The organism is Amorphus suaedae, assembly GCF_053629675.1.
Window position 1 is genome coordinate 2,516,109 of sequence record NZ_JBRJIT010000001.1, and the last position, 20,678, is coordinate 2,536,786.

A 20,678-nucleotide genomic window follows, 5' to 3' on the forward strand; every position below is an offset into this window, starting at 1 on the left:
TGTTTCCTAGTAGACAATCTATGGCGTTCCAGTCAAGTATCGCCGCAAAACACGACGCCGAAAAATGATGGAGGAGACGATGGCGAATCCCGGGCTGCGGGACGTCAAGCTGTGGTCCCCACAGATCGAATGGACGAAGCGCGACGATGGATCGATCCTCGTCTGGCGCACCGATTCCCTGGGGCCGCATCCGGAGAAGATGAACGAGCGGCTGGTCCACTGGGCCGAGACCGATCCGGACCGCACCTGGATGGCGGAGCGCGGCGAGGACGGCGCCTGGATACGGGTGTCCTACGCCGAGTGCCTGGCCCGCGTCCGCGCCATTGGCCAGAAACTCCTCGACCTCGGGCTGTCGGTGGAGCGGCCGGTGCTGATCCTGTCGGAAAACAGCATCGACCACGCGCTGATGGCGCTCGGTGCCCAGCACGTCGGCATCGCGTCGGCGGCGATCTCCAGCGCCTACTCGCTGGTCTCCACCGACCACGGCAAGCTGCGCGAGATCGTCGAGCGGATGACGCCGGGGCTGATCTTCGTCGCGGATGGGCTGCGGTTCGAGCGCGCCATCGCGGCGACCGTCGATCCGTCGGTGCCGGTGGCGGTGTCCCGCAATCCGATTGCCGGCCGGACCTGCCTGCTGCTTGACGACATCCTCGCCACCGAACCGACGGCGGACGTGGACCGGGCCTTCGACGCGGTCGGACCCGACACCATCGCCAAGTTCCTGTTCACCTCCGGCACCACCGGATCGCCGAAGGCGGTCATCCAGACCCAGCGGATGCTAACCTCCAACCAGGAGATGGTCGCCGACTGCTACGCCTACATGCGCGACGAGCCCCCCGTGGTGGTCGACTGGGCGCCGTGGAACCATACGGCCGCCGGCAACAAGGTCTTCAACCTGACCATCTACAACGGCGGCACCTACTACATCGACGGGGGCAAGCCGAGCCCGAAGATGATCGGCGAGACCATCCGCAACCTGCGCGAGATCTCGCCCACCTGGTACTTCAACGTGCCGGCCGGCTACGAGATGCTGGTCGACGCCATGGAGCGCGACGACGCGCTCAGGACCAACTTCTTCGCCAACCTCAAGCTGATGATGTACGCCGGCGCCGGCATGGCCCAGCACACCTGGGACCGGCTGCAGCAGCTCGCGGTGGAGACCATCGGCCACCGGGTGCTGCTGGCCACCGGCCTCGGGGCGACGGAGACCGGCCCGTTCGCGCTGAAGTGCTCCGAGGAGCAGGAGCGCGCCGGCAACGTCGGCATCCCGGCCCAGGGCGTGATCCTCAAGCTCGTCCCCGACCAGGACAAGCTGGAGGCGCGGCTGAAGGGCCCGAACATCACCCCCGGCTACTGGCGCGATCCCGAACACACGGCGGAGGCGTTCGACGAGGAAGGCTTCTACAAGCTCGGCGACGCGCTGCGGTTCGCCGAGCCCGACAATCCGGAGAAGGGCTTCTTCTTCGACGGCCGGCTGGCGGAGAACTTCAAGCTGGAGACCGGCACCTGGGTGGCCGTCGGCGCGCTACGGGCAAAACTCGTCAACGACCTCGACGGACTGGTCCGCGACGCCGTGATCGCCGGCGAGGACCAGCGCGAGCTCGGAGCCCTGCTGCTGCCGTTCATGCCGAAGCTGCGCGGCCTCGTCGCCGGCGGCGACGACCTTTCCGATGCCGAGGTCCTCGCCCACGACACCGTCCGCGCCCGCATCGCCGAGCGGCTCGGCGCCCATGCGGCTCAGGCGACCGGATCGGCGACCCGGGTGATGCGCGCGCTCCTGATGACCGAGGAGCCCTCCCTCGATCGCGGCGAGATCACCGACAAGGGGTCCATCAACCAGCGCGCGGTCCTGCGTCATCGCGGCGACCTTGTGGCCGCGCTTTATTCCGACAGCGATCCGCGCGTGATCCGCGCGCAGAAAAAGGAACCGACGGCGTGAAGATCGCAGGAAACGCGGCAATCGTGACGGGTGGCGGGTCGGGTCTCGGCGAGGCGACGGCGCGCGCGCTGGCCGCGCGCGGTGCGCGCGTGGCGGTGCTCGACCGCGCGCGCGACGGTGCGCAGCGCGTGGCCGACGACATCGGCGGCATCGCGGTCACGTGCGACGTCACCGACCCGGTGCGCGCGGGCGAGGCGCTCGACGAGGCGGCGGCCGCGCACGGCGGTGCGCGCATTCTCGTCAACTGCGCCGGCGTCGGCGTCGCCGGTCGCATCCTCGGACGCGACGGGCCGATGCCGCTGGAGGACTTCGCCCAGGTCATCCAGATCAACCTGATCGGCACCTTCAACATGATGCGGCTGGCGGCCGCCCGGATGGCCGAGCTGGAGCCGCTCGAGGACGGCAGCCGCGGCGCCATCGTCAACACCGCGTCGGTTGCCGCCACCGACGGCCAGATCGGCCAGTCGGCCTATGCGGCGTCCAAGGGCGGCATCGTCTCGCTGGCGCTGCCGGCCGCCCGCGAGTTCGCGCGCATCGGCGTGCGGGTCAACACCATCGCGCCGGGCATCTTCTTCACGCCGCTCCTCTACAACATCCCCGAGGAGGCGCGCGGCCGACTGGCCGAGGGCATCCCGTTCCCGAACCGGCTGGGCGAGCCATCGGAGTTCGCCGACGCGGTGCTTTTCGCGGTCGAGAACGCCTACCTCAACGCCGAGGTTATCCGCCTCGACGGCGCGATCCGCCTCCCGCCAAAGTGAGCCGGCTAACGACATGAGCGTCTACACCGATCCCCGCGACCATCCCGCCCGGGTTGCCGGGCTGCTCGCCGCGACGCCGGGCTGGCAGCGCCTCGGCGCAATCGCCGACATTCCGGATGCCGAGACGGTCGCGGCGCTCGTGGCGGAAGCCGCCAAGATCGCCGACAGCGTGGTCGCGCCGCTGAACCGCCCGGCCGACCGGACCGGCTGCCGGATCGAAGCCGGCCGGGTGACCACGCCGGAGGGCTACCGCGCTGCCTACCGGGCCATCGGCGAGGCCGGCATGCTCGGCCTGGAGATCGACGAGGCGCATGGCGGACAGGGGCTGCCGATCGCCCTGCAGGCCGCCTGCGGCCCGTTCTTCGAAGGCGCCTGCCCCGCGTTCATGATGCTGGCCGGCGCAAGCCGTGCCGCCGCGCACCTGCTCGGGGCGGTCGCCGACGCGGACGTCGCCGAGACCTGGATCCCCCGCCTCGTCAGCGGCGAATGGGGTGCCACGATCTGCATTTCCGAACCCGACGCGGGCTCCGATGTGGGCCGCATCCGTACCCGCGCCCAGGAGACCGACGGCGTCTGGCGGATCACCGGGCAGAAGATCTGGATCTCGTTCGGCGACCACGACGTGACCGACCGGATCGGCCACTGCCTCCTGGCCCGCACCGGCGAGGGCGCCGGCACCCGCGGCCTGAGCCTGTTCCTGGTCCCGAACGTGGACGACGACGGCGACGCCAACGGCGTGACCGTCTCGCGCATCGAGGAGAAGCTGGGCCTGCATGGCTCGCCGACCTGCGCCGTCGGCTTCGACGATGCCCGCGGCATCCTGCTCGGCGAGGCCGGGCGCGGGCTGCCGCAGCTGTTCGCCATGATCGAGCAGATGCGGCTGCTGACCGCCTGCCAGGGGCTGGGCGTCGCGGTCCGGGTCACCGACGTCGCCTTCGCCTATGCCAAGGAGCGCCGCCAGGGCGGGCCGGCGGAGGGCAAGCCAGTCGCCATCGTCGAGCACGCCGATGTCCGCCGCCAGTTGCTCGCCATGGACGCGCGCACCGAGATCCTGCGCGCCGCGATCCTCGAGCTCGGTGCGTCCATGGATCTCGCCCGGCGGGAGACCGACGCGGGCGCGCGCGCCGATGCGGCGGCGTTCGTCGCGTGGGCCCTGCCGATGGCCAAGACCTTCGGCGCGGAGAGCGGGTTCGACCTTGCGAGCGCCGCCATCCAGGTGCTGGGCGGCGCCGGCTACACGACCGAATGGCCGGTGGAGCAGGCGCTGCGCGACACTCGCGTGCTGGCGATCTACGAGGGGACCTCGGGCATCCAGGCGATCGACTTCCTGATGCGCCGGCTGTGGCGGGACAAGGGTCGCGGGCTCGCCGTGTTCCTGGCGCGCGCCGAGGCCGAGATCGCGGCCTGCCGCGCCGTCGACGCGGACGCTGCGACCGCGGTCGAACGGGTCGTGGCGGGATTCGAGCGGCTGTCGGCGGACATGATGGGCCTGCAGGACGACGCCCGCCAGGCCGAGGCCGGCGCGCTGGCCTACCTGAAGGCCGGTTGGTGCGCGGTGTCCGCCTGGATGGCGGCGCGCCTCATCGTCGCCGGATCGACCGATCCCGCGCTCGCCGCGCTGCCGCCGCTTGCCCGCTTCCGCCTCTACGGGCTGGAGGCCGAGATCGCCGCCGCGAGCCACGAGGCCAGGTTGCCCCGGGCGCTCGTCGACGAGGCCTGAAGGCGCCCGGACCGGTCCGTCGATTGACATGCGGGGGCCCCCGCATGACAAAGTCGCCAGCCAAATCGATCCGCCCTGGACCCATGCGTTCGGGCGGATCCGACCGGAACGAGAGGGAGACGCACGTGCAGACGAAGGCAGCAATCGCTTGGAAGGCCGGTGAGCCGCTCGCCATCGAGACCGTGGAGCTGGATGGCCCGAAGGCCGGCGAGGTCCTGGTCGAGATCATGGCCACGGGCGTCTGCCACACCGACGCCTACACCCTCTCCGGCGCGGATTCGGAGGGCCTGTTCCCGTCCATCCTCGGCCACGAGGGCGCTGGCATCGTGCGCGAGGTCGGCGAAGGCGTGACCAGCGTGAAGCCGGGCGACCACGTGATCCCGCTCTACACGCCCGAGTGCCGGGAGTGCAAAACCTGCCTGTCGCAGCGCTCCAACCTGTGCACCTCAATCCGCTCGACCCAGGGCCAGGGCCTGATGCCGGACGGCACCAGCCGGTTCTCCATGGGCGGCAAGCAGCTGTTCCACTACATGGGCTGCTCGACGTTCTCGAACTTCACGGTGATGCCGGAGATCGCGGTGGCGAAGGTCCGCGAGGACGCGCCCTTCGACAAGATCTGCTACATCGGCTGCGGCGTGACCACCGGCATCGGCGCGGTGATCTACACCGCCAAGGTCTGGCCCGGCGCCAATGTCGTGGTGTTCGGCCTCGGCGGCATCGGCCTGAACGTGATCCAGGGCGCCCGGATGGTGGGTGCCGACAAGATCATCGGCGTCGACATCAACCCCGGCAAGCGCGAGATGGCCGAGAAGTTCGGCATGACCGACTTCATCAATCCGGACGAGGTGGGCCGCGACAAGGTGGTCCAGGCGATCGTCGACCTGACCGGCGGCGGCGCCGACTTCTCCTTCGACGCGACCGGCAACACGCATGTCATGCGCCAGGCGCTGGAATGCTGCCACCGCGGCTGGGGTGAGTCGATCATCATCGGCGTTGCCGAAGCCGGCAAGGAAATCTCCACCCGGCCGTTCCAGCTGGTCACCGGACGTGTCTGGAAGGGCACCGCCTTCGGCGGCGCGCGCGGCCGGACCGACGTTCCGAAGATCGTCGACTGGTACATGGAGGGGAAGATCAACATCGACGACCTGATCACCCACACCATGCCGCTCGAGCAGATCAACACCGCCTTCGAGCTGATGCACGAGGGCAAGTCGATCCGGTCGGTGATTCAGTATTAGTCGCTCGCGCGCGTTCGCTTCGCTCACCGCTCCGCGGGGGCGCCCTGACCGGGCGTCGCGCGGTCGCGCGCCGGCTTCGCGGGCGGCCTGCCAACGGCGCGCGCGGATGCCCGGACACCATGAGGACGATGCCATGACTATCGAGACGCTTTCCAGCGCCCGCGCCTTCGGGGGCACGCAGCTCGTCTGCAAGCACGCGTCGTCTGAAACCGGCACCGACATGCGGTTCGCCGTCTACCTGCCGCCGGCGGCAGAGGTGGGACCGGTGCCGGTGGTGTGGTTCCTGGCCGGCCTCACCTGCACCGAGGAGAACTTCACCACCAAGGCCGGCGCCCAGCGGGTGGCCTCGAAGTACGGCATCGCCCTGGTCGCGCCCGACACCAGCCCGCGCGGCGAAGGCGTTCCCGACGATCCGGAGGGGGCCTACGACTTCGGCCTCGGCGCGGGCTTCTACGTCGACGCGACCGTGGAGCCGTTCGCTAAGAACTATCGGATGGCGAGCTACCTCGAGACCGAGCTGCCGAAGGCGATCGGCGAAGCGCTGCCCGTCGACCTGTCGCGCCAGGGGATCATGGGCCACTCCATGGGCGGCCACGGCGCGCTGACGATCGCGCTGCGCAATCCGGCCCGGTTCAAGGCCGTCTCGGCGTTCGCGCCGATCGTCTCGCCGCTGAACTGTCCCTGGGGCGACAAGGCGCTGCCCGGCTATCTCGGCGACGACCGCGACCTCTGGCGCCGCTACGACGCCTGCGCGCTGATCGAAGACGGGCACCGTGTCGGCGACATCCTGGTCGACCAGGGCCTGGCCGACGGCTTCCTGGAGACCCAGCTGAAGCCCGAGCTCCTCGAGGCGGCGTGCGCGAAGGCGGGCATTCCGCTGACGCTCAGGCGGCAAGAGGGCTACGACCACTCCTACTACTTCATCTCGACCTTCATCGAGGATCACCTCGACTGGCACGCGGCGCGGCTCGAACTGTAGGCCCGGCGCCGCGCCGGAAGGCCGACGTCGCCCACCCGACGGCGGTTCCGTCCGCCTCGGCCGGGCCCTACATCGGTGTCCTTGCTCAGACGGGCGCCAGCTTGCCGCTGCCCAGCCGCACCAGCAGGAAGGCGGCGATCGACATGTTCACGAGGTTCCAGGCGATCCCGTTCATGAAAGCGGGGCCGTAGGAGTGGAACATGTCGAAGATCTCGCCGGACATCCAGCCGCCCAGCGCCATCCCGGCCAGCGTCGCCGACAGCACGATGCCGATCCGCGCCGCCGCCTCCTTCGCCGGGAAGAAGGCCCGGATGATGAGGGCGTAGGTCGGAACAAGCCCGCCCTGCGCCAGGCCGAACAGGGCCGACACGAGATAGAGTGGTGCCAGCCCGTCGAACGGCAGGAACAGGAACAGCGACAGCGCCTGGGCGACCGAGCTGATCATCAGCGTCGGCAACGGCCCGATGCGGTCGGCCACGGCGCCGAAGGCAAGCCGGCTCACGATGCCCGTGGCCAGCATCAGCGACAGCATCTGCACGCCCGCCTGGGCGCCGTAGCCGAGCTGCGTGCACAGCGCCACGATGTGCACCTGGGGCATGGCCATGGCGATGCAGCAGGACAAGCCCGCCACCACCAGCATGCCCTGGAGCACCCGCGGCGGAAGGTCGACGTCGGTGGGCAAAGCATTGGGCCGGCGCATGGCGCGCGGCGCGACGGCCGGCGCCTCCGGGGCCTGTCGCCGCATCATCATGGACAGCGGCAGGATCGTTGCGAAGCAGAACACGCCGATCCCCACGTAGGTCGCCCGCCAGCCCCAGCCGTCGACGCAGTACTGGATCACCTGCGGCCAGAGGGCACCGGCGAAATAGGTCCCGCACGCGGCGATGGACACCGCCATCCCGCGCCGGCGCATGAACCAGCGCGACACGTCGGCGATCATCGGCCCGTAGACCGCGGAGCTGCCCATCCCCCCAATGAACAGGCCGTGGACGGCGGTGAACTGCCACAGGCTCGTGGAGAGACCGCCCAGTGTGTAGCCGATCAGCAGCGAGACGGACCCGAACGCCAGCGTCCACACCACGCCGTAGCGGTCGGCGACGCGGCCCATGACGATTCCGCCGACCGCAAAGCCGATCATCAGCGCCAGATAGGGAAGCGAGGCACCGCCGCGGCTGGCGCCGAACGCGGTCTCCACCGTCGGCAACACGACGACCACCGACCAGAAGCCGACACCGCCGATCGTGGTGATCAGGGCAGAGACGAGGAGCCGCGTCCACGCATAGGAAGAGTCGAGTTCCTCGGCGGGTCGGTCGGCCGCGATGGTCGCCATGAATGCTCCTCAAAACGACGACGGCGTCCGCAAACGGACGCCGTATGATCATTTTCAAAGCATATCAGGGGGGAGCCATGCACATAAGATGGGCAATTTCGTCCAAGCCACCCGTTTTGCGCAACCCTCGGCGGCAGGTCTCGTCGCCGACGCCGGAAGGCGCGCCCGCCCCCGATCAGGCGGATGTCAGCAGATCCGCGCAGGCGCGGGCATTGGCGAGACGGGCCTCGCGGTCCTGGCCCGTCTTGAGGAGGGCTTCGCCGAGCATGAACGACTGGGCGATGGCCACCCGTTCGGCGCGCTTGTCCTCGTCGAGATCGAGTTCGGAGAGCAGTTCGCGGAAGAAGCTGGCGCGCATGGCGTCGACGGTCCGGACCGTCTCGGCGGCCAGTTCGTCCTGACGCGCCCAGTTGCGGATGGCGAGTTCGATGTCCGCGCCGTGCTTGTCGGGCCGGGAGCGCGCCGGCAGCGACAGCAGCCAGACCAGCCGGTCGCGGGCGGTCTGCCCCTCCGAGCGCGCCCAGCGGGTGATCTGCACCGTCGCCCATTCGGTCCAGTGGTCGAGAATGCGCTCCAGCAGCTCCTGGCGGTTCTTGAAGTGCCAGTAGAAGCTGCCCTTGGTCACGTTGAGCTCGCGGGCGATGACCTCGACGCGGACATCGTCGACATTGCCGTTGGCGAGGATCCGCAGCCCCGTCGCAACCCAGTCGCCGGCGCCCAGCCGGGCGTTGACGCCGTCGGTTTCGGCGGGAAGGCGGTCATTGGCAGGGGTCGGCGCCATCGGCAGATCCTGAGCAATAGACGAGCATGAGAATAACCATACGCTACCGTATTGACAAAGGACAGCATGTTGTAGACGTTCAAACTTCAAGAAGAGAAACGCTCTCCGAAGTGTCCACCAGTCCGGTGGCCACCGATGATGGACGAGCGGCGTCGACAAGCGCGATCAGCGGCCGAGCCGGACCGATCGCCGTCACTGGGAGAGAACCATGCATCTTCGCTTTGCAGTCGCAGGGCTCGCCGCCCTTGCGTTCACCGTCCCGGCATCCGCCGAGATCAACGTCTGCGTGACCGTGTCCGCCACCGGGCCGGCCGCTTCGCTCGGCGTGCCCGAGAACAACACGGTCGCGCTGCTGCCGAAGGAAATGTCGGGCGAAAGCGTCAACTACGTCGTCTTCGACGATGCCACCGATCCGACGGCCGCGGTCAAGAACGTCCGCAAGTGCATCGAGGAAGAAGATGCCGACGTGATCATCGGCTCCTCGGCCACCCCCGCCTCCATGGCGCTCGCCGGCATCGCGGCCGAGACCAAGACCCCGGTGATCCCGCTTTCGCCGGTGAAGCTGGAAGGCGACGGCGGCCACTGGGCCTTCCCGATGCCGCAGCCGAACGCCCAGATGGCAAGCGCCCTGGTCGCGAACATGAAGGAAAAGGGCGTCAAAACGCTCGGCTTCCTGGGCTACTCCGACGCCTTCGGCGAGCAGTTCCTGAATGCCATGCAGGCCCAGCTGGAAGGCACCGATATCAAGCTCGGCCCGGTGGAGCGCTTCGCCCGCACCGACACCAGCGTGACCGGCCAGGTGCTGAAGCTCGTTTCCGCCAACCCGGACGCGATCCTGGTGGTGGCGTCGGGCACGCCGGCGGCCCTGCCGAACCTGACCTTCGCCGAGCGCGGCTACAAGGGCCAGATCTACCAGACCCACGGCGCCGCCAGTAAGGACTACCTGCGCGTCGCCGGCCCGTCGGCCGAGGGCACCATCCTGCCGGTCGGACCGGTGGTCGTGGCCGCGCAGCTGCCGGACTCGCACCCCTCCAAGAAGCTCGGCGTGACATACACCGAGGAATACGAGGCGGCGAACGGCGCAGGCTCGCTGTCGTCCTTCGGCGGCCACATGTTCGACGCCGGCCAGGTCCTCTCCGCCGCGGTCGAGCAGGCGCTCGCCACCGGCGCCAAGCCGGGCACGCCCGAGTTCCGCGCCGCGCTGCGCGACGGGCTCGCCAACCTGAAAGAGGTGGTCGGCGTCCACGGCGTGTTCAACACGACCGACGACCAGCACTACGGCCATGACGAGCGCAGCCGCGTTCTGGTCATCGTCGAGGACGGAAACTGGAAGTATCTCGCCCAGTAGGGAGCCTTGTCCGCCGGGTGGGATCATCCGGCGGACATCCCCTGGCCTGAGTTCCAGAGCGCGGCAACCCCACCTTTTCGCCGGATCGCATCGACCCGCACCGGGGCTGCCCTGAACCTACGCGTTGAACGAACCGGTTGCCGGAGTGGGGGTCGAGCAAGCCCCCGCGCGGCAACCGGATCACTTCCGGGGCCCGGACATGACCGCACTTCAGGCTGATCTCAAGGCGCAGCCGGCGCTGTTCGCCGAGCCGCTCGTCGACGTGGAACGGCGCGCCGACGGGACGATGATCCTGCGTTCGCCCGTTGCGCTCACCAAGCCGCCCCGCTCCGTCGGCGTCTGGCTGGAAAGCTGGGCCGCCCGCGATCCCGACCGCATCTTCCTCGCCGAGCGCGCCACTCCGGCCGAACCCTGGCGCACCGTGAGCTACGGCGACATGCGCGCCCGCACGCTGCGCGCCGCGACCTTCCTGCTGCGCCAGGGCCTGTCGCCGGAGCGCCCCGTGGCGGTCCTGAGCGAGAACGGCATCGACCATGCCGTCATGGCGCTGGCCGCCATGGAGATCGGCGTGCCGGTCGCCACCATCTCCACCGCCTATTCGCTGATGTCCCAGGACCATCAGAAGCTGAAGGACATGGTGGCGCTGCTGCAGCCGGGCGTCATCTACGTCTCCGACGCCTCCGCCTACGGCCCCGCCCTCGCGGCCCTGTCGGGCCTGACCGACGCGACGGTCACGGCCAGCGCCGGTCACGGCGGCGACGTCGTCGCGTTCGACGCGCTGCTGGAAGAACTCGACGAGGACGCCGTCGGCCGCGCCAACGTGGCGGTCGGTCCCGACACCATCGCGCGCTTCCTGTTCACCTCCGGCTCGACGGGAACGCCCAAGGCGGTGATCACCACCCAGCGCATGCTGACCAGCAACCAAGAGGCCAAGGCGCTGACCTGGCCGTTCCTGGAGCAGCAACCGCCGGTCATCGTCGACTGGCTGCCGTGGAGCCACACCTTCGGCGCCAACCACAACTTCAACATGGTGCTGCGCAACGGCGGCTCGCTCTACATCGATCGCGGCAAGCCGGCCCCCGGCGGCATCGACGTGACCATCGCCAACATCAAGGACGTCCGGCCGACGCTGTGCTTCAACGTGCCGCGCGGCTTCGACATGCTGGCCGAGGCGATGCGCGCGGACGACACCCTGCGCACGACGTTCTTCGAGACGGTGAAGCTGATCTTCTATGCCGGCGCGGCCCTTCCGCAGAACGTCTGGCAGGCGCTGGAGGCCCTGTCGCTGGAGACCACCGGCGCGGTGACCCCGATGGTCGGATCCTGGGGGACCACCGAGACGGCGCCGATGGCCACCGACTGCCATTTCCAGGCGTCGCGCTCGGGCAACATCGGCATTCCGGTGCCCGGCACCGAGATCAAGCTCGTTCCCAACGCCGGCAAGCTGGAGATCCGGGTGCGGGGACCGAACATCACCCCCGGCTACTGGAAGCAGGCCGATCTCACCCGCAAGGCGTTCGACGAAGAAGACTTCTACCTGACCGGCGACGCGGTGACGTTCGCCGACCCGGAGCAAGCCGGCGCCGGCCTGTTCTTCGACGGCCGCATCACCGAGGACTTCAAGCTGTCGTCCGGCACCTGGGTCTCCGTCGGCGACCTGCGCATCAGGGCGATCTCGGCGATGGACCCCATCGCCCAGGACGTCGTCGTCGCCGGGCATGACCGCAACGCCGCCGGACTGCTGATCTTCCCGAACGTCGCCGCCTGCCGTCGCCTTGCCGGCCTCGACGAGAGCGCGCCGCTGGCCGAGGTTCTCGCCCACGATGCCGTGCGCGCCCACGTGCGCGCCGGCCTCGCGAAACTGAAGGACGAAGGAGGCGGCAGCTCGCGCTACGCGACACGGGCCCGCATGCTCGATCATCCGCCGGTGGTGGACGCCGGCGAAATCACCGACAAGGGCTATATCAACCAGCGCGCCGTGCTTGCCCGACGCGCCTCCGACGTCGCCGCGCTCTACGGCGACGACCCGGAGGGCTACATTCCGCTGTAGCCCCGCCCCTCCACCGGCCCGCATGACCATGACCGACCGTCAGGCCCAGAACCGACCCACGCCCACCGATCGCCGCTGCGCCCCGCGCGACGGCTGATCCCCTCTCCAGCAAACCGAGCGGCATCCTCCCTTGGACGGTACAATCGCCCTCTTCCTGATCCAGGACGGCCTCACCAACGGCGCGATCTACGCGCTGCTCGCGGTCGCCATGGTTCTCGTCTTCGCCGTCACCCGGGTCATCCTGGTTCCCCAGGGCGACTTCGTCACCTACGGCGGGCTGTCGCTCGCCGCGCTGGAGATGGGCCGGGTGCCCGGCTCCGCCGCGATGCTGGTGGCGCTGGCGGTGGGCGCCATGGTCATGGACCTGTTCGCCGCGCGGCGGGACCTGCGGCTCAGCCGGATCGGAGGCATCCTGCTGCGCACGATCGTGCCGGCGGGCATCATCGCGGGAGCCGTCGTCGTGCTCGCGCCGCTGAAGCTGGGGCCGCTGGTCAGCATCCTCCTGAGCATCCTGCTCGTCGTGCCCATGGGGCCGTTCCTCTACCGGATCGCCTTTCAGCCGCTGGCCCGCGCCTCGGTACTGGTGCTGCTGATCGCCTCGGTGGGCGCGCATCTCGCCCTCACCGGCATGGGCCTGGTGTTCTTCGGCGCCGAGGGCTACCGCACGGCGCCGCTGATCGATGCGAACTTCCAGATCGGGCCGCTGTTCGTGTCGGCCCAGAGCCTTCTCGTGCTCGCCGCGACCTTCCTGCTGCTGACCCTCTTGTCGGTTTTCTTCGGCCGAACGCTCATCGGCAAGGCGCTCAGGGCCTCCGCCATCAACCAGCGCGGCGCCCGCATCGTCGGCATTTCCACCGAGATGTCTGGAAAGATCGCCTTCGCCATGGCGGCGGCCATCGGCATCGTGTCGGCGATCCTGATCGCGCCGCTGACGACGCTCTACTACGACTCCGGCTTCCTGATCGGCCTGAAGGGCTTCGTCGCCGCGATCATCGGCGGGCTGTCGGCCTACGTGCCCGCCGTGGGCGCCGCCTTCCTGCTCGGTATCGTGGAATCCTTCTCCTCCTTCTGGGCGAGCGCCTTCAAGGAAGTCATCGTGTTCATGTCGATCCTTCCCTTCCTGCTGTGGCGGTCCTTCTTCATGCCGCCGCACGACGAGGAAGAGGAGTAGGCCCATGTCGCGCAAATGGATCGGCTTTGCCGTCTTCGCCGTCGTGATGCTGTCGATACCGCTGGTGCCGGGCGTGCCCGACTACTGGGTGACGCTGCTCGACTTCGTCGGCGTGGCGAGCCTGGTGTCGCTCGGCCTCGTGCTTCTGACCGGCGTCGGCGGCATGACCTCCTTCGGCCAGGCCGCGTTCGTCGGCTTCGGCGCCTACGCCACGGCGCTGCTCACCACCAGCTACGGCTGGTCGCCCTGGATGGCGCTGTTCGCCTCGGTCGCGGTGACGGCGTTCGCCGCGCTGATCATCGGCCTGGTCACCGTCCGGCTGTCGGGCCATTTCCTGCCGCTGGGCACCATCGCCTGGGGAATCAGCTTCTATTACCTGTTCGGCAACCTGAAGATCATCGGCGCCTATGACGGCGTTCAGGGCGTTCCGCCGCTGAATTTCTTCGGCACCGAGCTGCTCTCCGGCCGCGCCTTCTATCCGGTGGTCTGGGTGATGGTGCTGGCGGCGATCGGCCTGACGCTCAACCTCCTCGATTCCCGCGTCGGCCGCGCCATCCGCGCGCTGCGGAGCGGCGCCGCCGCCGCGGAATCGGTCGGCATCAACATCTGGACGGCAAAGCTGGCCGTGTTCGTCTACGCCGCCGTCCTGGCCGGCATGGCGGGGTGGCTCTACGCCCACTTCCAGCGCGCCGTGACGCCCGGCGCGTTCGGGCTGAACGTCGGCATCGAATATCTCCTGATGGCTGTCGTCGGCGGGGCCGGCTACGTCTACGGCGCGGTGCTGGGCGCCGGCATCGTGACCATCCTGAAGGACCTGCTCCAGGACTGGCTGCCGCTCATCTTCGGCCAGGGCGGCAACTACGAGGGTATCGTCTTCGGCATCCTGCTGGTGGCCCTGCTGCAGGGCGCGCGCACCGGTTTCTGGCCGCTGATCGCCGGGCTTTTCCCGAAGGGCAGTCCCCGCGCGATCGCCGACGCGCCGCCCCTCCCCCGCGACGAGAGCCAAAGGGAGGACCCGCTGCTGGAGGTGCGCGACGCGCGCAAGACCTTCGGCGGGCTGGTCGCCGTCAACGACGTGTCGTTCCGCGTCCGGCCGGGCGAGATCGTCGGCCTGATCGGCCCCAACGGCGCCGGCAAGAGCACGACGTTCAACCTCGTCACCGGAGTGACGAAGCTGACCGCCGGCGAGATCGTGTTCCGCTCCAAGACCATCACCGGGCTTGCCCCCGCGCGCATCGCCAAGCGGCGCATCGCCCGCACCTTCCAGCACGTGAAGCTGTCGCAGACGATGACGGTGCTCGACAACGTGGCGATCGGCACGCACCTGCGCTCGCGCTCCGGCTTCTTCACCGGGATGCTCGCTCTCGACCGCTCGGAGGAACGGCGGATCTTCGCCGAGGCCGCGCGGCAGCTCGCCCGCGTCGGGCTCAAAGACCGCATGCACATCAAGGCCGGCGCCCTGTCGCTGGGCGAACAGCGGCTGGCGGAGATCGCCCGGGCGCTCTGCCTCGATCCGGTGTTGCTGCTGCTCGACGAGCCGGCCGCCGGCCTGCGCCACAACGAGAAGCAGGCACTGGCGAAGCTGATCGAGGACCTGCGCGACGACGGCATGAGCGTGCTGCTGGTCGAGCACGACATGGACTTCGTGATGCGGCTGACCAACCACATCGTCGTTCTCGACTTCGGATCGAAGATCGCCGAGGGACCGCCGGCCGAGGTGCGCCAGAACCCCGCCGTCATCGAAGCCTATCTGGGAGCGGACCTGTGAGCGCGCTTCTCGACGTCACCGACCTACGCGTCGCCTACGGCCAGGTGGAGGCGGTCCAGGGCGTGTCCCTGTCGGTCGAGCCGGGCACCATCGCCACGGTGATCGGTGCCAACGGGGCCGGCAAGACGACGCTGCTCGCCGCAATCATGGGGCTGCTCCCCTCCACTGGACGCGTCGTCTTCGACGGCGACGACCTCGGCTACGTCGCCGCGGAGGAGCGGGTCGGTCTGGGGATCACCCTTGTACCCGAGCAGCGCGACCTGTTCTCCACCATGAGCGTCGGCGAAAACCTCGAGCTCGGCGCCTTCCGGCGCGGCCGGGCGGAGATCCCGGCGCGGCTGGAGGAGGTGTTCACCCTGTTCCCCCGCCTGAAGGAGCGGCGCCGCCAGGAGGCGGGCACGCTGTCGGGCGGCGAGCGGCAGATGCTGGCCATGGGGCGCGCGCTGATGGCCCACCCGCGCCTGCTGATGCTCGACGAGCCGAGCCTCGGACTGGCGCCGCTGATCGTGCGCGACATCCTGCAGACGGTCAGCCGGCTGCGCGACACCGGGGTGTCGATCCTGCTGGTGGAGCAGAACGCGCGCGCGGCGCTGGCCGTCGCCGACACGGCCTACGTGATGGAGCTCGGCACCATCACGCTTTCCGGCCCGGCCCGCGAGATCGCCGCGAACCCCAAAGTCTCCGAAATCTATCTCGGCGGCGCCGGCTGACCACGCGCCGCGCCACCGGGTGACATCCCGAGAGGACCCCGCCCCATGCAGGCCTTCATCCCCTATGGTGGCTATTTCGCAACCCCGTTCGCCCGCTGGGGCGGCGAGCTTGCCCATCTCCATGCGATCGAGTTCGCGGCCCACGTGACCAAGGCGGCGCTCGCCGAGCGCGACATCGCCCCGGACGTGTTCGACTACGCCGCCTACGGGCTGACCGTGCCGCAGAAGTCGAGCTTCTACGGCGTGCCCTGGTTCGCCGGCATGATCGGTGCCGACTCGTTGACAGGCCCGACCATCAACCAAGCGTGCGCGACGGGCGCGCGGCTGTTTGCGACGGCGGCCGGCGAGATCGCAATCGGCGCGGCCTCGACCTGCCTCGTCGTCTCCGGCGACCGTTGTTCCAACGGGGCCCATCTCTATTATCCCGCCCCCCATGCCCCGGGCGGGACGGGCGAGTCGGAGAATTGGGTGCTGGACAGCTTCTCCAACGATCCCTGGGCGAAGTGCGCCATGGTGACGACGGCCGACAACGTCGCCGCGCGCGAGGGCATCACCACCGACGAACAGCACGAGCTCGTGCTGCACCGCCTCGCCCAGTACGACGACGCGCTGGCCGACGACGCGGCGTTCCTGAAGCGGTTCATGACGCTGCCGTTCGAGGTGCCTGACGCCCGCTTCCGCAAGGTGCAGGCGACGATGACCGGCGACAGCGGCATTGTGCGCTCGACGCCCGAGGGCCTGGCCCGGCTGAAGCCGGTGATGCCGGGCGGGACCGTCACCTACGGCGGTCAGACCCATCCGGCCGACGGCGTCGCCGGCGCCATCGTCGTCGACGCGAGCGGACGGGCGGCGGAGCTGTCGCGCGATCCGGCGATCGAGATCGAACTCGTTTCTTTCGGCCTGGCGCGGGTGGAGAAGGCGCACATGCCGGCGGCCCCCATTCCCGCCTCCAAGCTCGCGCTGGAGCGGGCCGGCCGCACCATCGACGACATGACGGCCATGAAGTCGCACAACCCGTTCGCGGTGAACGACATCGCCTTCGCGCGCGCCTTCGGGATCGACTGGCGGGCGATGAACAACTTCGGCTCGTCGCTGATCTGGGGCCATCCCCAGGGTCCGACCGGGCTGCGCGCTATCATCGAACTGATCGAGGAACTGGTGATCAAGGGCGGCGGCTACGGCCTGTTCCAAGGCTGCGCCGCGGGCGACAGCTCCACCGCCGTGGTGATCCGCGTCGGCGACCGGTAAGTCTCTGTCTTAGAGCATCCGAATAAAATGTGGCGCATCTGGATTTCTCGCCAGATCAAGCTCAAGCTCTATCTCTTGCCTGGGCAACCAGACTCCGACTGTAAATCCACCCCACGCAAAAAACGAATAGTCCGCTCTATTATCCTCAAACAATACAACTACTCTATCACGACGAAAAGTCGGATGAAGATATATTTCAGCCACACCCCCAACCCCAATCCTATCTTTCGGTCCTTTTACTTTTATTTTAATCTCAGCCAGCCCGTCACCAACAACATTTATAAGCGCTTCTAAGCTAAATCCATCCACTTCCGACCGCCCACCAAAACGGCCTTGGTGCGGATCGTCCGGGTTCTTAATATTGACAGAGAGCGCTGGCGGCTTTCCGAGTGCAGGAGCCGGCCTCTCCCCCTCATGTTGAACGGCTGAGCTTTTCTGCACCTCAGCGAAGCGCGCTTCCGCTGTTTTTGTAGTCAAATCAGCAATCTGGTCCTGCAAAAACGAGATCATCTCGATCTCAACACCTGCGATTTTGACAGATTTGAAGTAGCGAGAGAGCTCTGCGACGACGGCAATTGCAAAACCAAGGCTCACCAAAACAGTTGCAACATCCGGAATGAAAACCTCCTCTCCCCAATTGTAAGAAAAGAGAATTAATACGATGCCCAAAAATACCGCAGCAGCAGCGACGACGTGCAGACGACGCCGGATCTGAAGAAATAAATTATCAGAACGAGATCGCATGAACGCCCTCAAGCGATCTGAAACGTGTGGTCAAATCCCAATCGAACTCTACTTTAGATAGCATTCAAACGGGACTGAGGCATTAAGTTTATGAACATGTAAGCGCGCGTCAGTCCGCCTCGACCCGGTCCCACAGGGACACGTAGCGCGTGCCGTCGCCACCGCCGCCATCGAGCAGGCCGTGGGTCTTGATGGTCTCCAGAACGTCGGCGAGGCTTTCCTCGATGGTCTTGCCGGAGGTGTCGACCACCGCCTCTGCGCGCGCATAGAGCGCCTCGCGGCTGGTGAGGATGCTGCGCAGCTCGTCCATCGCCGCCGGGCTGCCGGCCATCGGCCGCTCGTCGCCCTGGGCGCGCACGCGGGTCATGTGCTCCTCGGGCTGCGCCTTCAGCCAGATCGTGTGGAAGTGGCGCAGCAGGTAGGTGAAGGTGTCGGGCTCCGACACGATGCCGCCGGCCACCGCCAGCACGATGGCGTCGTGGGTGGCCGCGACGCGCTCGACCGACTGCTGCTCCAGGCGGCGGTAGCCCTCCTGCCCGTAGAGCGCGATCACGTCGTTGACCGGCATCCCGCTCGCCTGCTCGATTTCCTCGTTGAGCTCCAGGAACGGCATGCCGACGGCGCCGGCGGTGAGGCGGCCGATGGTCGACTTGCCGGCGCCGCGCAGGCCGATCAGCGCGATGCGCGAGGCGCGGCGCAGGTCCGGGTGTTCGGGATCGAGAACCTCCAGCACCCGCCGGCGCTGCTCGCGGGTGGCGGTGCGGTAGAGCGCCGCCATGGCGGGGATGTCGGAGACGAACGGATCGTCCTCGCCGACCAGCCACTCGATGCGGAAGTCGAGCGCCTCGGCGATGCGGCGCAGCAGCGCGATGGAGATGTTGCCCGAGCCGCTTTCCAGCTGGGCCAGGTAGCGCTGGGAGACGTCGGACGCTTCCGACAGCGCCTTGCGCGACATGCCGCGCCGGGCGCGGCCGTTGCGCACGCGCTCGCCGACCATTTCCAGGAACGCGGTTCCGTCATCGAGCGCGGCGCTTTCCGCACTCGAGACCCGGCCGCTGAAGGTGACGATTTCGCTAGCGCTTGATGAGCTCATCTTGGCGACGATTATGCATTATATTTCATATCGCCTCAAGCAGCGTCGCAGCGCCACACACCGATTTTTGCAGGTAGCACGCGGCTTTACAAGGCGGCGCGGAGGTGCGCATCACGTTGCGTCGGAAGCCGCTCCCTCGGGCAGGTGCGCCTCGATCACCGCGCGGATTTCGGCAATCGGCGGGGTCCTGGAAAAGCTCGCGGTGGTGACGAACACGCAGACGAACTCGCCGGCGAAGCAGCGCGTGCCGTCCTGGAATCCCACCACCTCGAACCGGATCGAGGTGTCGCCGAGCCGGAGGGGTCGGACCGCGCATTCCAGCACGTGCCGCGGCGTGACCGGAGCGAGAAAGTCCATCGACATGTGGACGAACGGCGTGGAATAGCCACGGTCGGCGTTGAGGCGGAACCAGTCGTAGCCGACGACCGCCGCCCACCACGCATCGATCGCCTCCAGCGCGAAGTTCGGAATGCGGCCGGTGTAGGCGATGAAGGCCGGGTCGCAGTCGGCCCAGCGAACGGTGATCGGATGCACGAACCCGGACGCAGCGTCCGATGCGACCTGCGGGTCAGTAGGTCTCAACATGGTAGCGGCCCTCTTCGCGCATCTGGGTGCGCAGGGTCGGCCAGTCGAACGCCCCCTCCTTCGCGATCTCGCCGAGCGCCGCGTCGACGCCCTCTTCCATGCCCTTCAGGCCGCACACGTAGATGTGGGTGCGGTCGGACTTGAGGAGCTGGAGAACGCGGGCGTGCTCGGTGCGGAGCCGGTCCTGCACGTACTCCTTGGGTCCGTCAGGGGAGCGCGAGAAGCAGAGCTCCTTCTGCAGCACCTTGTCGGGCACCTTCTTCAGCGGCCCGAAATAGGGCAGCGCGTCGGCGGTGCGCGCGCCGAAGAACAGCACCATGCGGCCATCCGCATCGGGCGAGGTGCGCTGGCGGCGCATGGTGAAGGCGCGGAACGGGGCCGATCCCGTGCCGGTGCAGATCATGATGACGTTCGCCTGCGGATCGTTCGGCATCAGGAAGGTCGCGCCGAACGGGCCGGTGACCTGGACCTTGTCGCCCTTCTTCAGGTCGCAGACGTAGTTGGAGCAGACGCCCATCTCCTCGCGCTTGACGGTCAGCGAGAGGTTGTTTGTCTGCGGCCGCTCGCCGTCGCGTGGGCTGGAGATGGAATAGAGGCGCGGCAGATAGGGCTTGCCGTCGGCGTCGGTGCCGGGTGGCAGGATGCCGATGGACTGGCCTTCCAGCACCGGAAACGACACGTCGCCGAAATCGAGGATGATGTGGCGGACGTCGCTGTCCGCGGTCTCGCTGGTGAGGCGGAAGTTGCCCTGCACGGTGGCCGTGGTCGGATGACCGAGATTGAACAGGTTGACGCTGGGCTTGGAGGCCGATGCCGGCGGCTTGGACTTGCCGCCCGCCCCCGCGTGCGCCTCGTTGAGCAGGCGCTCCATCTCGTCGTCGAGGGCCTCGACCGCGGTCGAACCGGTGTCGCCGGCCTCGAGCTCCTGCTGCTCGGGCAGCTCGTCCCAGGAAAACTGGTCGTCGAGGCTGTAGGGCTCGAGCACCACCCGCCAGTTGTCGATCGCCCCCGTCGGGCAGGGCGAGATGCAGGCCATGCAGTAGTCGCAGATGGAGGCGTCGACCACGACGTTGTTGTCGTCGTGGGTGATCGCGTCGATCGGGCAGCACTCCTCGCAGGTGTAGCAGCGGATGCACGTCTCCGGATCGATGACGTGCTGCTTCAGCGGCTTCTGCAGCGAGGCGGTGTCGGCAAGCGGCTTGTTCATGGGTCTCGG

Annotated in this window: 17 protein-coding genes; 11 read left to right on the plus strand and 6 right to left on the minus strand. The window is 68.2% G+C overall.

Going from position 1 to position 20,678, the window contains the following annotated elements:
- Nucleotides 1-79: 79 nt before the first annotated feature.
- The 5 genes from AB7M35_RS11280 to fghA all read left to right on the plus strand — a co-directional run bounded on the left by AB7M35_RS11280 (nt 80) and on the right by fghA (nt 6,634).
- Nucleotides 80-1,939 carry a feruloyl-CoA synthase gene (locus AB7M35_RS11280; protein ID WP_453959800.1) on the plus strand — a complete coding sequence of 620 codons (1,860 nt, stop codon included), beginning with the start codon at nt 80-82 and terminating at the stop codon, nt 1,937-1,939.
- Nucleotides 1,936-2,697 carry an SDR family NAD(P)-dependent oxidoreductase gene (locus tag AB7M35_RS11285; protein WP_453959802.1) on the plus strand — a complete coding sequence of 254 codons (762 nt, stop codon included), beginning with the start codon at nt 1,936-1,938 and terminating at the stop codon, nt 2,695-2,697. Before AB7M35_RS11280 ends, AB7M35_RS11285 begins: the two co-directional genes overlap by 4 nt.
- 13 nt (nt 2,698-2,710) lie before the next feature.
- The gene (locus AB7M35_RS11290) at nt 2,711-4,417 is read left to right on the plus strand and encodes an acyl-CoA dehydrogenase family protein (protein WP_453959805.1); all 1,707 of its coding nucleotides are present in this window, start codon (nt 2,711-2,713) and stop codon (nt 4,415-4,417) included.
- An 83-nt stretch (nt 4,418-4,500) separates the two neighbouring features.
- Nucleotides 4,501-5,655, plus strand: coding sequence for an S-(hydroxymethyl)glutathione dehydrogenase/class III alcohol dehydrogenase (locus AB7M35_RS11295; protein ID WP_453959807.1), 1,155 nt, complete (start codon nt 4,501-4,503; stop codon nt 5,653-5,655).
- 133 nt (nt 5,656-5,788) lie between these two features.
- The gene (gene fghA, locus AB7M35_RS11300) at nt 5,789-6,634 is read left to right on the plus strand and encodes an S-formylglutathione hydrolase (protein ID WP_453959809.1); all 846 of its coding nucleotides are present in this window, start codon (nt 5,789-5,791) and stop codon (nt 6,632-6,634) included.
- Nucleotides 6,635-6,719: 85 nt separating this feature from the next.
- Here the strand turns inward: fghA and AB7M35_RS11305 are convergent, their stop codons facing one another.
- Nucleotides 6,720-7,964 (minus strand): MFS transporter, encoded by a 1,245-nt coding sequence (locus AB7M35_RS11305; protein WP_453959811.1) that lies wholly within the window; start codon nt 7,962-7,964, stop codon nt 6,720-6,722.
- Between the two features lie 175 nt (nt 7,965-8,139).
- Nucleotides 8,140-8,745, minus strand: coding sequence for a TetR/AcrR family transcriptional regulator (locus tag AB7M35_RS11310; protein WP_453959813.1), 606 nt, complete (start codon nt 8,743-8,745; stop codon nt 8,140-8,142).
- 208 nt (nt 8,746-8,953) lie between these two features.
- Between AB7M35_RS11310 and AB7M35_RS11315 the strand changes: the two genes are divergently transcribed.
- The 6 genes from AB7M35_RS11315 to AB7M35_RS11340 all read left to right on the plus strand — a co-directional run bounded on the left by AB7M35_RS11315 (nt 8,954) and on the right by AB7M35_RS11340 (nt 17,040).
- Nucleotides 8,954-10,093: an ABC transporter substrate-binding protein gene (locus AB7M35_RS11315; RefSeq protein WP_453959814.1), complete on the plus strand. Its 1,140-nt coding sequence runs from the start codon at nt 8,954-8,956 to the stop codon at nt 10,091-10,093.
- 199 nt (nt 10,094-10,292) lie between these two features.
- Nucleotides 10,293-12,143 carry a feruloyl-CoA synthase gene (locus tag AB7M35_RS11320; protein WP_453959817.1) on the plus strand — a complete coding sequence of 617 codons (1,851 nt, stop codon included), beginning with the start codon at nt 10,293-10,295 and terminating at the stop codon, nt 12,141-12,143.
- 130 nt (nt 12,144-12,273) lie between these two features.
- Nucleotides 12,274-13,314 (plus strand): branched-chain amino acid ABC transporter permease, encoded by a 1,041-nt coding sequence (locus tag AB7M35_RS11325; protein WP_453959818.1) that lies wholly within the window; start codon nt 12,274-12,276, stop codon nt 13,312-13,314.
- 4 nt (nt 13,315-13,318) lie between these two features.
- Nucleotides 13,319-15,082, plus strand: a complete 1,764-nt coding sequence (locus AB7M35_RS11330; RefSeq protein ID WP_453959820.1) for a branched-chain amino acid ABC transporter ATP-binding protein/permease — start codon at nt 13,319-13,321, stop codon at nt 15,080-15,082.
- Nucleotides 15,079-15,792, plus strand: coding sequence for an ABC transporter ATP-binding protein (locus AB7M35_RS11335; protein ID WP_453959822.1), 714 nt, complete (start codon nt 15,079-15,081; stop codon nt 15,790-15,792). Before AB7M35_RS11330 ends, AB7M35_RS11335 begins: the two co-directional genes overlap by 4 nt.
- 45 nt (nt 15,793-15,837) lie before the next feature.
- On the plus strand, nt 15,838-17,040 hold the full coding sequence (locus tag AB7M35_RS11340) for a thiolase family protein (protein WP_453959823.1): 1,203 nt from the start codon (nt 15,838-15,840) through the stop codon (nt 17,038-17,040).
- Nucleotides 17,041-17,049: 9 nt separating this feature from the next.
- Here the strand turns inward: AB7M35_RS11340 and AB7M35_RS11345 are convergent, their stop codons facing one another.
- The 4 genes from AB7M35_RS11345 to boxA all read right to left on the minus strand — a co-directional run bounded on the left by AB7M35_RS11345 (nt 17,050) and on the right by boxA (nt 20,669).
- On the minus strand, nt 17,050-17,784 hold the full coding sequence (locus tag AB7M35_RS11345) for a pYEATS domain-containing protein (RefSeq protein ID WP_453959825.1): 735 nt from the start codon (nt 17,782-17,784) through the stop codon (nt 17,050-17,052).
- 109 nt (nt 17,785-17,893) lie between these two features.
- Nucleotides 17,894-18,877, minus strand: coding sequence for a helix-turn-helix transcriptional regulator (locus AB7M35_RS11350; protein WP_453959826.1), 984 nt, complete (start codon nt 18,875-18,877; stop codon nt 17,894-17,896).
- Between the two features lie 111 nt (nt 18,878-18,988).
- Nucleotides 18,989-19,462: an acyl-CoA thioesterase gene (locus tag AB7M35_RS11355; protein WP_453959827.1), complete on the minus strand. Its 474-nt coding sequence runs from the start codon at nt 19,460-19,462 to the stop codon at nt 18,989-18,991.
- Nucleotides 19,446-20,669, minus strand: a complete 1,224-nt coding sequence (gene boxA / locus AB7M35_RS11360) for a benzoyl-CoA 2,3-epoxidase subunit BoxA (RefSeq protein WP_453959828.1) — start codon at nt 20,667-20,669, stop codon at nt 19,446-19,448. The genes AB7M35_RS11355 and boxA overlap by 17 nt, the downstream gene beginning before the upstream one ends.
- Nucleotides 20,670-20,678 lie beyond the last annotated feature (9 nt).

Bases quoted from the DNA above. Each gene is read 5' to 3' on its own strand.
- AB7M35_RS11280 (WP_453959800.1), top strand. From the start codon at position 80: ATGGCGAATCCCGGGCTGCGGGACGTCAAGCTGTGGTCCCCACAGATC.
- AB7M35_RS11290 (WP_453959805.1), top strand. From the start codon at position 2,711: ATGAGCGTCTACACCGATCCCCGCGACCATCCCGCCCGGGTTGCCGGG.
- AB7M35_RS11295 (WP_453959807.1), top strand. From the start codon at position 4,501: ATGCGTTCGGGCGGATCCGACCGGAACGAGAGGGAGACGCACGTGCAG.
- fghA (WP_453959809.1), top strand. From the start codon at position 5,789: ATGACTATCGAGACGCTTTCCAGCGCCCGCGCCTTCGGGGGCACGCAG.
- AB7M35_RS11305 (WP_453959811.1), bottom strand. From the start codon at position 7,964: ATGGCGACCATCGCGGCCGACCGACCCGCCGAGGAACTCGACTCTTCC.
- AB7M35_RS11310 (WP_453959813.1), bottom strand. From the start codon at position 8,745: ATGGCGCCGACCCCTGCCAATGACCGCCTTCCCGCCGAAACCGACGGC.
- AB7M35_RS11315 (WP_453959814.1), top strand. From the start codon at position 8,954: ATGCATCTTCGCTTTGCAGTCGCAGGGCTCGCCGCCCTTGCGTTCACC.
- AB7M35_RS11320 (WP_453959817.1), top strand. From the start codon at position 10,293: ATGACCGCACTTCAGGCTGATCTCAAGGCGCAGCCGGCGCTGTTCGCC.
- AB7M35_RS11330 (WP_453959820.1), top strand. From the start codon at position 13,319: ATGTCGCGCAAATGGATCGGCTTTGCCGTCTTCGCCGTCGTGATGCTG.
- AB7M35_RS11340 (WP_453959823.1), top strand. From the start codon at position 15,838: ATGCAGGCCTTCATCCCCTATGGTGGCTATTTCGCAACCCCGTTCGCC.
- AB7M35_RS11345 (WP_453959825.1), bottom strand. From the start codon at position 17,784: ATGCGATCTCGTTCTGATAATTTATTTCTTCAGATCCGGCGTCGTCTG.
- AB7M35_RS11350 (WP_453959826.1), bottom strand. From the start codon at position 18,877: ATGAGCTCATCAAGCGCTAGCGAAATCGTCACCTTCAGCGGCCGGGTC.
- AB7M35_RS11355 (WP_453959827.1), bottom strand. From the start codon at position 19,462: ATGTTGAGACCTACTGACCCGCAGGTCGCATCGGACGCTGCGTCCGGG.
- boxA (WP_453959828.1), bottom strand. From the start codon at position 20,669: ATGAACAAGCCGCTTGCCGACACCGCCTCGCTGCAGAAGCCGCTGAAG.